The sequence below is a fragment of the Dolichospermum sp. LEGE 00240 genome (genome assembly GCF_015207875.1).
GTDB lineage: Bacteria > Cyanobacteriota > Cyanobacteriia > Cyanobacteriales > Nostocaceae > Dolichospermum > Dolichospermum gracile.
Genome location: NZ_JADEVZ010000033.1, coordinates 1 through 15,555 on the forward strand (window position 1 = coordinate 1; position 15,555 = coordinate 15,555).

Genomic DNA, 15,555 nt, shown 5'->3' on the forward strand with positions numbered 1-15,555 from the left:
CCTCTGCCTCTTTACCCCTGTATCCATCCGTGCATGGGTGCGATCGCTTTCGTGACTGACTCAATTATTTCTGGAGGTGCTTCTGAAAGCATGACACTGGGATAAACAGCAGTTCCCCATTGAGGATGGACAAGGACATGGCATTTATTTTTAATGGCGGGATATTTAAGTAAGGCTTGGGCCACGGCTGTATCATCATGGGGAACTAGACCAGAATGAGATAGTAATGGATAACCTGTACGGGGATCTATCAGGTCTGTTAAATATCCGCGATCGCGCAAATTAAATGCCACATCGCAACCAAAACGCATAAATTTTTCTCGCAGTTTCTCTTTTTCTTGTTCTGTTTCTATAGTCATTTCCTCTAAAGGATATTTTGATTGCTGCAAGACAACCACCACCCACAAAAACTGTTGCTGTTTCCAATCAGGTAATATCTGTTCGCAGTTGGCACAGATATATGGACTGGGAGTATGAATAGAAATCTCTACAGCTTGTCCTGTTTTGCCAACTAAATGAATCGGACAGCTAGGCTCAGAAATACAAACTTGGGGATAATACACCACATTAATTTGGTTTATGAAAGTTATTATTTTATCTGTGTTAAAAATAATAACTCTTAAATCTGCAAATAAATCATCAAATTTTGCAAATAGTTAGGTAATGACAATTATTCACTGAAATATGTTTTTTGTTAAAACCGCACATCTATCAGTATTTTCTGCCATTCTGAACTATTGTGGGGATTTTCTGCATCATCCTCCCAATTTTGAGGATTATTCCTGATATATTCTTTAATATTAATTAAATGTGTTTCGTCCCTAATTATAGATTCATAATAATTACGTTGCCAAAAAGGCAGATCAGAATGATAACGAATTAAATTAACGCGCCGAGTCACAGAGGATTTAAACCCATTAACAAAAGAACCGAGCGAACCAGACTGTAGGGGCTTACGGTTTAACATCACCAAACCAACATTGTTTTTTATAAGTACATATCGTTACAAAATAAGCGCCAGCTTGACCATAATTGTAATGAGGAAGCCGAATTGAACGCCGGTGATGCTTTTCGGGATCAAACTTCATAACCAAACCAATAATTGTTAATTTCGTAGGGGCTTACGGTGTAAGCCCTCTTAATTTAAGATTATATACATATATGAGAAGAGGGCGCGATATGATAAGAGGGCGCAGTCCCTGCGCCCCTACGGGTATTATGGGTTAACCACTGGTTAGTTGTTTAATATAAGCCGGAAATCTGCCATTTTGTAAAGCTTGGACTGCTGTTCCCGAATCTTGTACCCAAAACTGTCTTCCAAAGCGGACAATTTCTCGGTGATCTCCAGCTTGAACAACACCAATGACAGGTATTCTGGATTTATCTTTATCCCCTGCTTGTGCTTTGAGAATTGTATTCAAACGATGTTGTTCTTCAATTGTTCCTGCTTGTTGTGGACTCAGTTCCACTAAAATCATTTTGACAGTTTCGACAGTTTCTGCGTCTTCAAGAATAAATTGCACTTGATCATCACGGCGATCTATCTTACCCCAGATAATCAATCTGGCATCAACTTCGAGGAGAGAACTAATGCGTTCATAGGTTTTGGGAAAAACCACCGCTTCCGAGGCAGCAGATAAATCTTCAACTTGGAGAATTGCCATAGAATCACCTTTTTTGGTGACAACCTTTTTAACATTATTCAACATTACTACCGCACAAAGGATAGCATCATCTTTTTGTTCTGCTAATTGTGCTAAATTAATAGGTGCGAGGACTGAGGATGATTGTCTGATAGATTTAAGAGGATGATCTGAGAGATAAAATCCTAATAATTCCTTTTCCATTCTCAATTTTTCTTGAGGTGGTAAATCATTGACAGGGGGAGCTTTTGGTGCAGATTCATGAGCATTTTTTTGAGGTTGATTATTCCCTGCCAATCCCCCTCCTAATAAATCAAATATATTACCCTGTCCACTAGCTTTGTCTCTAGCGCGGGATTGCGCCCACTCATAAACTAATTCTAAATCATGAATTAATTGGTTGCGATTAGGTTCAATTTTGTCAAAAGCACCGCAATTAATGAGTGATTCTAATGTGCGGCGATTCATGGCCCGTAAATCCACGCGATCGCAAAAATCCGCCAAAGATGTAAATGGGACTAATTCTCCTGATTCTTCCCTAGCTTCTAAAATTGAGGCGATCGCATTTTGTCCCACATTCCGCACCGCTGAAAATCCAAATAAAATTTTCCCATCTACCGGGGTAAAATCTAATCCAGAGCGATTCACATCCGGTGCATCAATCACAATCCCCATATTAGAGCAATTATCAAGATACTTCCGCACCTTGTCTGTATCCCCACTATTAGCGGTTAACAACGCCGCCATATATTCCAATGGGTAATTTGCCTTTAAATATGATGTTTGATAAGTTACATAAGCGTAAGCTGTAGAGTGGGATTTATTGAAACAATTGGCAGCAATAAAACCATTTTTAATCACAAAGTTATGGTCATTTTCGACACCAATATCATAAACATTAGCTTGACCCACATAAGTACGAGAAATTATTTTAACCATATTACTTATTTTTGCAAAACTTGTTTATTTACAGCTTAATAATCATTATCAGCTACACAGATACCCTTACATTTAATACCATTTGTTGCAGTGCGTTGACAATGGGGACAGAGAACCTCTTCCTTTTCTGTTTCTGGACTTATCTCTATATTAGTGCTTGTCTGGATCTGATCTTTGTCTGTTTGGAGTTTGTCATTCATAGTAAAATAACCAAAATGTGTAACGCATTCAACATTTCCGCCTTATAATTAACAATTATGTCCCTAACTGAAGAAATTCTTTCCCAACTTCCAGGCGATGTTTTAGACGGTTTACGAATTGCTGACAGTATATTAGCATCTCTAAGAAGAGATAACACACCCATACCCAACGTAGTTACAGAAAATCCCGAAAATTTAGACTGTGTAGAATTCGATGTCATTATCTGCGGTGGAACTTTGGGAATTTTAATCGCTTCTGCTTTAGCTGTGGGAGGTGTGCGCGTAGCGTTGTTAGAAAGGGGAATTTTACGGGGAAGAGAACAGGAATGGAATATTTCTCGCCAAGAGTTAGAAGTGTTTCGGGAATTGGAATTACTGACAGCAGCCGAATTAACACAAGTTATCGTCACAGAATATAATCCCGCACGAGTTAAATTTCACGGTGGTACAGAAGTATGGGTAGAAGACGTTTTGAATATTGGTGTTAATCCTATTTATCTTCTGGAAACCTTGAAAAACCGCTTTCTTAATATGGGAGGAAAGTTATTTGAAAATACACCATTTAGGGATATTGTAGTTCACCCAAATGGAGTCATCGTCAATAATCAATTGACTGCAAAATTGTTACTAGATGCTATGGGAAATCTTTCTCCAATTAGCCAACAAGCGCGTCAAGGAAAAAAACCAGATGCACTTTGTTTAGTTGTGGGAACTTGTGCGAAAGGATTTGCGGAAAATAATTCCGGTGACTTGTTGTTATCTTTCACAGCTTTGGAAAATCAATGTCAATATTTTTGGGAAGCTTTTCCAGCCAAGGATGGTAGAACCACATATTTATTCACCTATATGGATGCAGATGCACAACGATTGAGTTTGGAGACTTTATTTGACGAATATTTACGCTTGTTACCCGAATATCAAGGTGTGGAAATTAATCGCCTAAATTTTCAACGGGCGTTATTTGGTTTCTTTCCTAGTTATCGTCAAAGTCCCCTGCAAACTCCTTGGAATCGGATTTTACCTGTGGGAGATAGTAGCGGTAATCAATCACCTCTAAGCTTTGGTGGTTTTGGGGCTATGGTACGTCATTTGCAGCGGCTAACTTTAGGAATTGAAGAAGCACTAAAAGTAGATCAATTATCTCTCGAATCTTTAGCAATTCTCCAACCTTATCAACCAAGTTTAAGTGTAACTTGGTTATTTCAAAAAGCCATGAGTGTAGGTGTAAATCAGAAAATTGATCCAAATCAAATTAACGAATTACTCTCCGCTGTATTTTTGCAAATGCAGCAGTTAGGAACACCTGTGTTAAAACCATTTTTACAAGATATTGTCCAATTTAGTGCATTAACAAAAACTTTGTTAAAAACTGGGTTATCCCAACCTTTGTTGGTTGCAAAAATCATTCCCCAAGTTGGTTTATTGAGTTTGTTGGATTGGATGTTACATTATGTTAATTTATGTGTTTATAATGGGTTATTTTTTGTGACTCCAGTGATAAAATTATTAGTTAATAATTTATCTATTCAACAACAATATTACTGGCATCGGTTAATAGATAAATGGCAATTTGGGTCTGGCAATGATTATCATGAATAATATGGGACTCCTATAGGACTCCGGTTTGATTCCTGAATTTTCCTGCTTAGGAAGGCAAGAGGCAAGAGGATTTGAGAATATGAAGGTGTACGGAGTTTTGTTCAAAAATAATATAGGACTCCTATTTGATTTTTGATAGCTTGCGTGGCGTAGCCATACAAAACTCGGTTTTTACTTTTGCACTTTATTTAATTCACATTCCTAAGTTTACTACGCGATGGTTAGCGATCGCCGAAGGCATATTTAAGGACTATTTCGTTATTCCAATAGGGGGAAATACTTATGAACCGTTCTCAGATAGTTGCGATTATTACAGGGGCAATTTCTATTCTACTAGCGATCGCCTACCTAATTGTTGTCCAGATTATTGACTACCGGGATATGAAACCAGCACCCATTAGCCAAGTCAGCCCACCAGTGATAATTGCGGAAACTAATTTCCCTAATTTGCAGCTTGACATAATTGCTAAAGTGTGAATTTAACGGGGGGGGGTGGAAAATGCCGCCCCCATGTTAGGAGTTCGGAGTTTCTCCTTCGGAGACGCTACGCGAACGGAGTTATGATTTTTTCAACGAGATCATCAGGGTTTGAGACTCATATTTGGGGCAGTTTTCCAAAAATTATCTTATGTCGAACTCAGGTTATAGAAAAATACAATCCATAGATTAAAGATAATAGTTACTATTTAATAATTCAATGCTTGGAAATATAAGAATTATTTACAGAAAGTATCGCGGATTTATCTAATTAAATAATTTATTTTTGGCACAGATAACGGTAAGCTATTTTTAACAATATTAAATAAAGATAAATTTCCCTTATCTGTAATCACTAGACTAATAGGGATCAGTGCTAGTTGGTGTGTTTCCTTTAAATTTTGCTGCAAACTATAGAGGTAATTGAATGGCTCAGTATTTGCTAGACACCATTTGGCTAATTCCAGTTTATGCTTTAATAGGTGGACTTTTAGCCATACCCTGGTCTCCGGGGATCATTCGCAAAACAGGTCCTCGACCAGCGGGATATGTCAACGTAGTCATGACCTTTTTCTCCTTTTTCCATGCTGTCTTTGCTTTCTTTGCTATTTGGAATCATCCAGCTAAAGAAGTATTTATTCCTTGGTTATCTACAGCAGGTTTACACCTAACCATTAACTTAGAAATTTCTGCGGTCAACCTAGGGGCGTTAATTGTTATTACCGGCTTGAACTTGCTGGCGCAGATATATGCCATTGGTTATATGGAAATGGACTGGGGTTGGGGACGCTTCTTTTCCCTATTGGGATTATTTGAAGCTGGTCTTTGTTCCTTAGTTTTGTGTAACGATTTATTTTTCAGTTATGTAATTCTGGAAATTCTCACCCTGGGAACTTACCTATTAGTAGGTTTGTGGTTTAGTCAACCCTTGGTAGTCACCGGGGCGCGAGATGCTTTTTTGACCAAACGGGTGGGAGACTTGTTTTTGTTAATGGGTGTCTTGGGACTTTGGACACTTTCGGGAACTTGGAATTATACAGAATTAACGGCATGGGCGGCCACAGCCAATGTTAATCCCACAATTATCACCTTAGTATGTTTGGGGTTAATTGCCGGACCTATGGGTAAATGCGCCCAGTTTCCCTTGCATTTATGGTTAGATGAGGCAATGGAGGGACCTGTTCCCAGTACAATTTTGCGGAGTTCGGTGGTGGTTGCCAGTGGTGCATGGGTATTAATTAAATTGCAACCTGTGTTTAGTTTATCCCCTGTGGCATCTGCGGTGATAGTGGCGATTGGGGCAGTGACAGCCATTGGTGGGGCATTAATTGCGATCGCTCAAATTGATATTAAACGCTGTTTATCCTATTCTGTCAGTGTGTACATGGGCTTAGTATTTATTGCCGTAGGCACACAGCAAAATGAAGCAGCATTACTATTAGTCATCACCCATGCCCTCGCCGCCGCATTATTAGTCATGAGTACCGGGGGAATCGTTTGGAACAGTGTTACCCAAGATGTTACCCAATTAGGTGGATTATGGTCACGTCGTCCCATGTCCGGGATAGCCTTTATTATTGGCACATTGGGTTTAATCGGTTTTCCCCCTTTAGGTAGTTTTTGGGCATTATTCAAATTAGCTGATGGTTTATGGGCAACACACCCAATTTTAGTCGCCATAGTAATTGTTGTTAATGCCCTAACTGCATTTAGTTTAACTAGAGAATTTGGTTTAATTTTTGGTGGTAAACCCAAACAAATGAGTGAACGTTCTCCTGAAGCTATTTGGTTAATGGTTTTACCAATGATGATTTTATGCGGCTTTGTTTTACATCTACCATTAGTTTTACAAAGTTTATCATTACTTCCCGATTGGGCAACTTTAAATAAAGATGTGGCACTGCTATTAATTTGGTCAAGCATTTTTGGTTGTAGTATTAGCAGCATCATCTACTTGGGCAACATTCCTAAACCAATTCGTTTACCCTGGCAAGGTTTACAAGACTTATTTGCTTACGACTTTTACACCCCTAAACTTTACAAAATTACCATTATTTTCGGCGTTGCCCAACTTTCTAAATTTGCCGATATGCTGGACAGATTTGTAGTAGATGGTATCGTCAACTTTGTGGGTTTATTCTCTCTTTTAGGTGGTGAAGGCTTGAAATATAGCAACACTGGACAAACTCAATCCTATGCCTTAACAGTGCTTTTAGGAGTTGGTGTTTTAGGTGCTTGGGTAACATGGCCTTTTTGGGGAATTCAACTCATGGATTTAATTTTCTAAATATCACTGCCAAATCACCATTTAGTCCTTGTAAATCAATTGGTAAAGGGGAATAATTTATTACCGATTACCAATTAAAAATTACAAATTACCAATTAATAAAATATGTTGAGTGTTTTAATTTGGCTACCAATTATAGCCGCTATAATCATCGGTTTTTATCCAGCAAAAGATGTTCCCGCAAGTCAGATTCGGTTAGTATCTTTAATCGTGACAGGTGTAGTTTTGCTGTGGAATATTTCCATTTTGTTAAAATTTGATATCAGCAATCCAGGGATGCAATTTACAGAATATCTACCTTGGAATGAAACATTGGGTTTAAATTATCAACTAGGAGTTGATGGATTATCAATATTAATGTTGATGTTAAATAGCTTCCTCACTTGGATTGCTATTTACAGCAGCGGTAAAGATACAGAACGCCCTCGGTTATTCTATTCCCTGATTTTGTTTATTAGTGGTGGCGTTGCTGGTGCATTCTTATCAGAAAATTTGCTTCTGTTCTTCCTATTCTATGAATTGGAATTAATTCCCTTTTATTTACTAATCTCCATTTGGGGAGGAGAAAAAAGAGCCTATGCGGGCATGAAATTCCTAATTTACACAGCCATTTCCGGGGCTTTAATTTTAGCCACATTTTTAGGAATGGTGTGGTTAACAGGTTCTCATAGTTTTGCCTTTGATGCTGTGGCGACTCAAAACATTTCTGCGGGAATGCAATTAGTATTATTAGCAGGAATAGTTTTAGGTTTTGGTATCAAGATTCCGTTAATTCCTTTCCATACTTGGCTACCAGATGCTTACGTTGAAGCTTCCACACCTATCGCTATTTTGCTAGGGGGAATATTAGCCAAATTGGGAACTTATGGACTATTGCGATTTGGCTTGGGAATGTTTCCTCAGGCTTGGCAGATTATCGCCCCAACTTTAGCCATTTGGGGGGCAATTAGCGCGATTTATGGGGCAGTAGTTGCGATCGCTCAAAAAGACATCAAACGCATGGTAGCATATAGTTCCATCGGTCACATGGGCTATATTTTACTAGCAGCCGCCGCCGCTACACCCTTAGCATTAGTTGGCGCAGTTGCTCAAATGTTTAGTCATGGAATTATTCTTGCTATTCTCTTCCATTTAGTCGGCGTTATTGAAACCAAAGTTGGTACAAGAGAATTAGACAAACTGAATGGTTTAATGAGTCCTATTCGCGGTTTACCATTAATTAGTGCTTTACTGGTTTTAGGTGGCATGGCTAGTGCTGGTATCCCCGGTTTAACAGGTTTCATTGCGGAATTTATTTCCTTTCAAGGCAGTTTTTCCAGCTTTCCAATTTCCACAATTTTATGTGTAGTAGCATCTGGTTTAACCGCAGTTTATTTTGTTATTCTTCTCAACCGTACCTGTTTTGGCAAACTGCAAAATAACCTAGCTTACTATCCCAGAGTATTATGGAATGAAAAAGTCCCCGCCCTAATTTTGGCATCCTTAATCATCTTTTTAGGAGTACAACCAGTTTGGTTAGTGCGTTGGAGTGAAACCACAACTACCGCTATGGTAGCGGCAGTTCCCACCACCGCAAAAACCGTAATTGCCTTGAAGTAGTTATCTCGTTCCCAGTCTCCGACTGGGAATGCTATCACAGAGGTTCTACCTCTAATCCTAATATTGTTGAAGGCAGAGTCTTCTGGAATTCATTCCCACACAGAGAAAAACGGCGGTTAGAAACCGCATCTATACAGGCAAAACCCACCTACGTGGGTTGGAAGCACCGGATTTTTTCTTAGTCCGCGTAGGCGGACTTCGTTTGTGTAGCCGCGAATTATATTCGCCTTTTATAAATAAACCAACCCAAAAATATTATGGTACAAACTCCAGCTAAACCAAATACAAAAATCCCACCTTCAAAACACGAATTTGCAGAAATTATTCATCGTTTAGAAGCTGGCGGTTCAATGTTGCCAGATACTCCAGAAAACCTCATGCAAATTATCGGTATTTATAAAGCTTATGCTGTACCAATGGATTTCTATTGGCGAGACTTACTTTATATTGCCGAAAGAGTATTTTTAGATCCTTTACCAGCTTTTAAATATTTCTTACCCCCAGAATATTTAGACTTACATAATCACTATGCAGGTGATGACGCTGATTTAAGAATTTGGCGAGGTATAGCTACTGCACACCCAGAACTTTTGGCATTTATGGAAAAAGGTGAAACCATGAAAATGCCAAAGATACTCCATCATTTATTCCATGACAGAATCAACATGGAATTTGCGGAAGCTTGTATGCAAGCTATGTTATGGCATCGTAAAATGTATGCACCAGTTAACCAATTTGATGCCTATTTAGATTCCGAAGAATATAAAACTAATGCTGATCAAGCCATTAAAGCTTATTTTCGGAAAAATCCCCTGATGTTAGGACTTTATAAACTGTTTCCCGATATGTTTTTGGAACAGTGCCGGATGATGTCCTATTATTCTAATCTCGGACTTTTCTGGGAAGTCATGGCACCAGTATTTTTTGAAATGTCAGACATTTATGATGAAGGTGGTTTCCAAGGTGTACCCGATGCTATGAATTTCCTTGTTAATGGCATATTTGCGATCGCCGGTCGTCCCATTTATCATCATGTTTATATTGATGGTGAATGTTATGAAATCATCCCCAAATCTAAAGGTTTTACCTGGTTATACGAAGCCGCATTACCTTATGTGGAAGCTGTTTTTTATCGCACAGCCCCATTTAGAGGTACAAAGTCTTATAATGCTCAAGCAGGACAAGTTCCCGAAGATCAAAAAGACTTCCATTATGGCATTCTTTACGCTGATGTCTTTCCCGTTGGTACAGCAGGCATTCCCCCCACATTATTAATGCAAGATATGTTACACTTTTTGCCTCAATATCTTGTTGATTATTATCAAGAATATTGTCGAGGAGAAGAGGATATTTTGATTCAATTGGGGATTACTTTTCAACGTTCCATGTATAATGTCACATCGGCGGTAATTCAAGCTTTAAGAACTGCCCTTTTGTATCCTTTAGATGATGAAAACCCCAAGCATTTACAAGCAAATCGGGAATTTTTTGAAATGCAGCTAAATCGCTTTACTCGCACTGATTATGGTATGCGTGATGCAGCGAGGTTACGGAACATTCAAACACAAGATTATAGATAAATGGCGTTGCTGATAGCCTGCGTGGCGTAGCCATATTGAATGGAGGTATGAAACTCCCAAATTTAACCTTTAAAACTCAAACCTCAGTGCGCCTTTGCGCCTTTGCGTGAGACTAAAATTCATACCCTGAATCAGCAACGCCTTTTTTTAATACCTCATGTCCTTATCAGTGATTTTTGCAACCACCTTTACCATGATCGTGGTCGTGATTATGTCCATGAGAACAGCCTTGGAGGTTCTGCTGCATGAGGTTTTCACTCATTGGTTTTAAAGACTCATCTACGGCTTTTAAGCCTATCCATGCGTCAATTTTCTCAACATCAAAGCCGACTTCTCTTTTATCCCCTACTTGAATCAAGGGACGACGGATTAATAAGGGATCTCTTAGCATCATGACTAAAGCATTTTCAGCGGTGATGTTTTCAGGATTCACCTCTCCTGATTTTACACTAGGTGCGGCTTTATTGAACCATTCACTGACCGGGCGATCGCCAAAAAATGACCGTAATTTTTCCACTGTCCAAGGTTCTGTTAATAGATTATATGTTACTACTTCATGACCTGCGGCTGTGAGCAAAACTTTTTGCTTTATACCACCTTTACAGCCTGGTTTTTCATAGAAAATTACTCTGGCCATTGCTGTTTCTCCTATGAGGTTATGGTTGGATATTTGGATAGTAAATAATTAACCGCAGATAAATTTATATCCCCGACTTCTAAGATTAATTATCCATTTCTCGACAATATCTAAAAAGAAGTCTGGGATCTTAATCTCTATAATATTCATTAGCATAATCTGTTATTTAGTTTTTTGCCACTACTTTTAAAAGTTTTTAGCACTGTGGTTAATTACGTCAAATTCAAATCTCTGTTTTGGGTTGGTTTCTCCATAAATATTAAATGTTACTGTTGGTTCTTCACCAATGGCTTGCACTTGATGTATTGTTTGCGGTGTAAAACTCACAATATCACCAGGAGATAAATTTATTTCGCCTGTTTTTTCAATTTGGTCAGGAAAATCTGGGTGAGAACTACGTCGCCAAAATGTATTTTTTTCTTGACCTTTTAAGATTGCAACTACTCCCCATGTGCCATGATTATGAATATTAGAACTTGTCCCCGGTACAAATGTTACTGTTTGCACAGTTAGGGGAAATCCTAATTCATCATATAATAGTAAAACAGAGACTCCTGTTTTGGCATCAGGTTGTAAAGATTGACTTTGTACCCAATAGGAATTAATAATTAATCGTCTTACCAACTTTCTAATTTCTGGTAGTCGCGTTGATTCATCTTCGACATTTTTAAGAACATCTTCGACTTGCGTTAAAAAGTGATAGAGACGATAATTATCACGCAATAAATCCCATGATCTTGCTGATTGACAAACTTGATATTCTCCGGTTTCAGCAACAAATAAATCCCGACCGTGCATAATTTTTAAAATATTGACTGTGGAGAACTAGGTAAAAAAATTATAGGAGGAGAGGTTTGAGGCATTTTAGTTACAGGAGTTAGGGGAGATGTAGGCATTCCCGGTAGAATCACAGTATCCTGGGTAGACAATGAGGATATTAGATGGGAATTTGAGTTGAAAGATAACCAATTATTCATGATTCGTAATTTGTTGATTGCTTTGTCATTTGTAGAGGTTGTTCCCTATCCCCAGATTTAATCTTCTTCTGGTGGACGAGTTAAAATATCAAGAAGAATACCAGCACCAAAATCATTTTTATCATCAATACCTTTGATTCTGGCACTGATTTCTTTCCCTTGTTCTATCTTTCCTAGTTTAGCTAATACCAAACCAGAAGCAGCATAAGCAGTGAGGTACAATCTGATTTGAGATTCTTCACGACGGTTAACTAGAATGGGTTTAAGTTCTTGCCAATCATCAGGTAGACTTTCCGCTTTTTTTATTTTAGCGGTTATTTTCTCTGCTGTTGTCAGTGCTAAGACATAATTATTTTTGTAGTAAAAATATCTATAGGCTGCAACTAAAACATCTGTGTTATCTCCTGTTTTAGCTAACGCTTGCTGCATATATTTTGTAGATTCTTCGGTATTTTCCCAAGTCTTTGCCGCTAAGATCAATAATTCTTTGACATCATCTGCTACATCAAACCATGAAAAGCCATTTGTATGAATTTGCATAATAGGTAATTAATTCCATTTGTTCTGGAATATCTGGAATTTATCATATCTACTATTTAACAGGTAAAATTATATTTAGTTAGATAAATTTAATTATTTTATCACTTTGGTAAAATCAGAGAAAATGAAGTTTTTCCACAATGTGTAGTATTTGTATGGTGCTTTACGGCTTTGCCTAACGACCATAGAAGCTGAGAATAATTGTTTGACATTAATTTACGAATTAGGCGATGATAGATGGGAGAATTATGTTATACTAAATAAACGTATCAACGGATTCATCTTTTTAGTTGATTGTGTTTATCATAGGTGTAGCTGGAAATATCAAGACAGGAGTTTTAGATATTGTTTTTTGGATAGCGGACACCATTTGAGTGCTATCGCTGCTTTTGCATATCTTCACGAAAACAACATACAACTATGTTTTGATTTTGATAAACTTATTCTCAATGCAGATTTGGGATTTGAGAATAAGGAGTTTATTACTAGTTGTGTGATATCGGCAAAAGGTGCAAAAAAATCAGTTAGATATAGAAATTTACTCAGTGGTTCATGATATCGAGGGAATTTCACCAGGGTTATATAAAAATACACATCTGATTACAGCGGGTAATTTTAGGGGAAAAATAGGTTTTTTGTGCATTAATCAGCCTCTAGCTAGAGATTGTGCTGTAACGGGAGTTTTTCGTGTCCGATTAGTTAGGTTATCAAACCGCTATGCAATTAGCCGGATTTGTCGGACAGAGAGTGTATTTATTGAGAAATTATTGGGGAATAGATTTTAGTGGTATTGGTGCTTTCTATGATGACGAAACCCAAGCCTTTCTAGAAACCAATAAGGACGTATTGTATGCAATGGTAATTGGTAATCAATAGGAAAATAACCGGACATGGCGAGAACAAAAAATGAATTCCATGCTGATGATAAGCACCCTATACAGCCAACATCAGCAGATATTATGCTTAGACAACAGTTAGAGCATTCAATTAGCAAATACTTTTATGAAGGATGCGATCGCATTATTCATAGTTTGTTGTCTAATTGTCGTTGGTATGCCACAACTCATGCCAGTATTTTGACCTTAGTAATTGAATGTCCTGACCAAGTTACTAACTGGCAAATTTTGCAACAAATTGTCCCTATGGCTAATGTTCTCTATGGCATTGTTAGCAGTGCCAAAATCCGGGTGTGTCCTCCAGATAGTCAAACTGTACCTTTTGAAATGAGAGTAGATGAGTTGCCAGTTTATCGTGATTGGATTTGATGCAATTAGGGATCTAAGATATGTTGATTAGGTCATAACATTCTGTTGGATAATTATGATTAGTTCGGCAAAAACTAAATCAGCAGAACGTTGGACAACAGGACTTAATTCCAGCCCCAAATCCAGATTTTTAGCTTCAATTAAATAGACTATCACCTCTTGGGGAAAATCATCGCCAAAGATTTTTTTTCCAGCGGACAGAGCATGATCCCAACGAAAATCATGTAAGTTGTAACTAGGTTCGGGTAGTGCCTCTAATTCCTTCCCTGGGACTTTAAATATAGCACCTGCTTCTGAACCTGTGCAACTAGCATCAAGAATAATTAATTTTTGACTTCCTCTCGCTTGAAACATCACCTCCATTCCCGCAGTTCCACTATCGAAAACGCGGATGTTGGGGTGGGGATTTTGGGCGAGATATTGCTGTAAACGTTGGGCAATAATTACGCCAACAGCATCATCATTCCGATTGAGATTGCCACAACCAATGATAGTTAGCATGGGATATTTATAATAACATGAATATTATCAACTTGGCACAAAAAATTAAAATTTACGGAAATTCTGACTACATCTTTGATCATTAACTTTATAGTAGCTATAGCAGCCGTAAGTCAGTGACAAAAATTTGTCTTTATTCTCTCTGCGTTTATCTGTAGTGGTTAGTCAAAAATCATTCTTACCCATCAGATAGAATTGCTATATGCTAGTATTTCGTGAAACAGAGACTAAAGGTAGAGGGATATTTGCCAGACAAGATTTTGCTAGAGGAGATCTAATTGAAACATCCCCTGTGATTGTAATTCCTAAACAGCAGGTTAAGTTAATTGCTAAAACTGTGTTATTAAATTATTATTTTGGTTGGCATGGAGAAAGCGGGGCAATAGGTTTAGGTTTTGCTTCTCTTTTTAATCATTCTTATCATCCTAATGCGGTTTATATTAAGAACTTTGCGAAAAATATCATTGATATTGTTGCTTATAAATATATTCGGGAAGGGCAGGAAATCACGATTAATTATAATGGGCAGGTTGATGATATTTCTCCTGTGTGGTTTGATGTGGAGGAATAAGGCACAGACAACTTATTCAGCCAACCCTAAGTAATGGTGGGTTACACTGTTGTTAACCCACCCGACAATGAAAACCTATTTATTAGGTTGAGGAGTCATCCGTAAATAAGGTTTAATTTCTGCATAACCTTTAGGAAACTTGGCTTTGAGAACTTCAGGATCTTTCAAAGATGGGACAATCACCACATCTTGACCATCTTTCCAGTCTGCGGGGGTAGCAACACTGTAATTATCAGTTAATTGCAGAGAATCAATGACGCGCAAAATTTCATCAAAGTTGCGGCCAGTGCTAGGAGGATAGGTAAAAGAAAGACGGAGTTTTTTGTTGTTGTCAATGACAAACACAGAACGCACGGTGACAGTAGCCGCTGCGTTGGGGTGAATCATATCATAAAGTTCAGAAACCTGACGATCTGGATCTGCCAAAATTGGGTAATTGAGGGTGGTGTTTTGGGTTTCTTCAATATCCCCTACCCAACCTTTATGAGATTCTACATCATCAACGCTGAGAGCGATCGCTTTGACATTGCGTTTGTCAAATTCTGGTTTAAGTTTGGCAACAGTTCCGAGTTCGGTGGTGCAAACTGGTGTAAAGTCAGCAGGATGAGAAAATAGTACCACCCAGCTATCACCCGCCCAGGCGTAAAAGTCAATTTCCCCGTGAGTAGAGGCTTGAGTAAAGTTAGGTACTGTATCACCAAGACGAAGAGTCATGTCAGATTCCCTGTATTTTAAGAAAA

The 15,555-nt window shown here is 38.2% G+C and carries 17 protein-coding genes; 8 read left to right on the forward strand and 9 right to left on the reverse strand.

Annotated features, from left to right (window positions below; translation table 11 throughout):
- Positions 1–11: 11 nt before the first annotated feature.
- The 4 genes from IQ226_RS12605 to IQ226_RS12620 all read right to left on the reverse strand — a co-directional run bounded on the left by IQ226_RS12605 (position 12) and on the right by IQ226_RS12620 (position 2,782).
- Entirely contained in the window at positions 12–566 is a 555-nt protein-coding gene (locus IQ226_RS12605) for a methylmalonic aciduria and homocystinuria type D protein (protein WP_193895847.1), read from the reverse strand.
- Positions 567–694: 128 nt separating this feature from the next.
- On the reverse strand, positions 695–967 hold the full coding sequence (locus tag IQ226_RS12610; protein ID WP_228039401.1) for a transposase: 273 nt from the start codon (positions 965–967) through the stop codon (positions 695–697).
- A gap of 256 nt (positions 968–1,223) precedes the next feature.
- Complete coding sequence (locus IQ226_RS12615; protein ID WP_193895849.1) at positions 1,224–2,582, reverse strand: OB-fold nucleic acid binding domain-containing protein; 1,359 nt, start codon at positions 2,580–2,582, stop codon at positions 1,224–1,226.
- Between the two features lie 35 nt (positions 2,583–2,617).
- Positions 2,618–2,782 (reverse strand): hypothetical protein, encoded by a 165-nt coding sequence (locus IQ226_RS12620; protein WP_193895851.1) that lies wholly within the window; start codon positions 2,780–2,782, stop codon positions 2,618–2,620.
- A 57-nt stretch (positions 2,783–2,839) separates the two neighbouring features.
- Between IQ226_RS12620 and IQ226_RS12625 the strand changes: the two genes are divergently transcribed.
- The 5 genes from IQ226_RS12625 (at position 2,840) to IQ226_RS12645 (ending at position 10,324) form a co-directional block, all read left to right on the forward strand.
- Positions 2,840–4,381, forward strand: a complete 1,542-nt coding sequence (locus tag IQ226_RS12625) for an FAD-binding oxidoreductase (RefSeq protein WP_193895853.1) — start codon at positions 2,840–2,842, stop codon at positions 4,379–4,381.
- 282 nt (positions 4,382–4,663) lie between these two features.
- Positions 4,664–4,858, forward strand: coding sequence for a hypothetical protein (locus IQ226_RS12630; RefSeq protein WP_193895855.1), 195 nt, complete (start codon positions 4,664–4,666; stop codon positions 4,856–4,858).
- A 427-nt stretch (positions 4,859–5,285) separates the two neighbouring features.
- Positions 5,286–7,145, forward strand: coding sequence for an NAD(P)H-quinone oxidoreductase subunit F (locus tag IQ226_RS12635; RefSeq protein ID WP_193895856.1), 1,860 nt, complete (start codon positions 5,286–5,288; stop codon positions 7,143–7,145).
- 105 nt (positions 7,146–7,250) lie between these two features.
- Positions 7,251–8,744: an NADH-quinone oxidoreductase subunit M gene (locus IQ226_RS12640; protein ID WP_193895858.1), complete on the forward strand. Its 1,494-nt coding sequence runs from the start codon at positions 7,251–7,253 to the stop codon at positions 8,742–8,744.
- A 257-nt stretch (positions 8,745–9,001) separates the two neighbouring features.
- Positions 9,002–10,324, forward strand: coding sequence for a CO2 hydration protein (locus IQ226_RS12645; RefSeq protein WP_193895860.1), 1,323 nt, complete (start codon positions 9,002–9,004; stop codon positions 10,322–10,324).
- A gap of 166 nt (positions 10,325–10,490) precedes the next feature.
- On the opposite strand, the gene IQ226_RS12650 is transcribed toward IQ226_RS12645, so the two are convergent.
- The 3 genes from IQ226_RS12650 to IQ226_RS12660 form a co-directional block, all read right to left on the reverse strand.
- Positions 10,491–10,961: an ArsC/Spx/MgsR family protein gene (locus tag IQ226_RS12650; RefSeq protein WP_193895862.1), complete on the reverse strand. Its 471-nt coding sequence runs from the start codon at positions 10,959–10,961 to the stop codon at positions 10,491–10,493.
- A gap of 186 nt (positions 10,962–11,147) precedes the next feature.
- Positions 11,148–11,759, reverse strand: coding sequence for a cupin (locus IQ226_RS12655; protein WP_193895864.1), 612 nt, complete (start codon positions 11,757–11,759; stop codon positions 11,148–11,150).
- Positions 11,760–11,995: 236 nt separating this feature from the next.
- Positions 11,996–12,478 (reverse strand): hypothetical protein, encoded by a 483-nt coding sequence (locus IQ226_RS12660; protein ID WP_193895866.1) that lies wholly within the window; start codon positions 12,476–12,478, stop codon positions 11,996–11,998.
- Positions 12,479–13,195: 717 nt separating this feature from the next.
- Here IQ226_RS12660 and IQ226_RS25940 point away from each other — a divergent pair.
- Positions 13,196–13,354 carry a hypothetical protein gene (locus IQ226_RS25940; RefSeq protein WP_370567133.1) on the forward strand — a complete coding sequence of 53 codons (159 nt, stop codon included), beginning with the start codon at positions 13,196–13,198 and terminating at the stop codon, positions 13,352–13,354.
- A gap of 14 nt (positions 13,355–13,368) precedes the next feature.
- Positions 13,369–13,743 carry a hypothetical protein gene (locus tag IQ226_RS12670; protein WP_193895868.1) on the forward strand — a complete coding sequence of 125 codons (375 nt, stop codon included), beginning with the start codon at positions 13,369–13,371 and terminating at the stop codon, positions 13,741–13,743.
- Between the two features lie 27 nt (positions 13,744–13,770).
- Here the strand turns inward: IQ226_RS12670 and IQ226_RS12675 are convergent, their stop codons facing one another.
- Positions 13,771–14,244 carry a hydrogenase maturation protease gene (locus IQ226_RS12675; RefSeq protein ID WP_193895870.1) on the reverse strand — a complete coding sequence of 158 codons (474 nt, stop codon included), beginning with the start codon at positions 14,242–14,244 and terminating at the stop codon, positions 13,771–13,773.
- A gap of 202 nt (positions 14,245–14,446) precedes the next feature.
- Between IQ226_RS12675 and IQ226_RS12680 the strand changes: the two genes are divergently transcribed.
- Complete coding sequence (locus IQ226_RS12680; RefSeq protein WP_193895872.1) at positions 14,447–14,815, forward strand: SET domain-containing protein; 369 nt, start codon at positions 14,447–14,449, stop codon at positions 14,813–14,815.
- A gap of 75 nt (positions 14,816–14,890) precedes the next feature.
- Here IQ226_RS12680 and IQ226_RS12685 read toward each other — a convergent pair whose 3' ends face one another.
- On the reverse strand, positions 14,891–15,529 hold the full coding sequence (locus IQ226_RS12685; protein WP_193895874.1) for a peroxiredoxin: 639 nt from the start codon (positions 15,527–15,529) through the stop codon (positions 14,891–14,893).
- Positions 15,530–15,555: the final 26 nt, after the last annotated feature.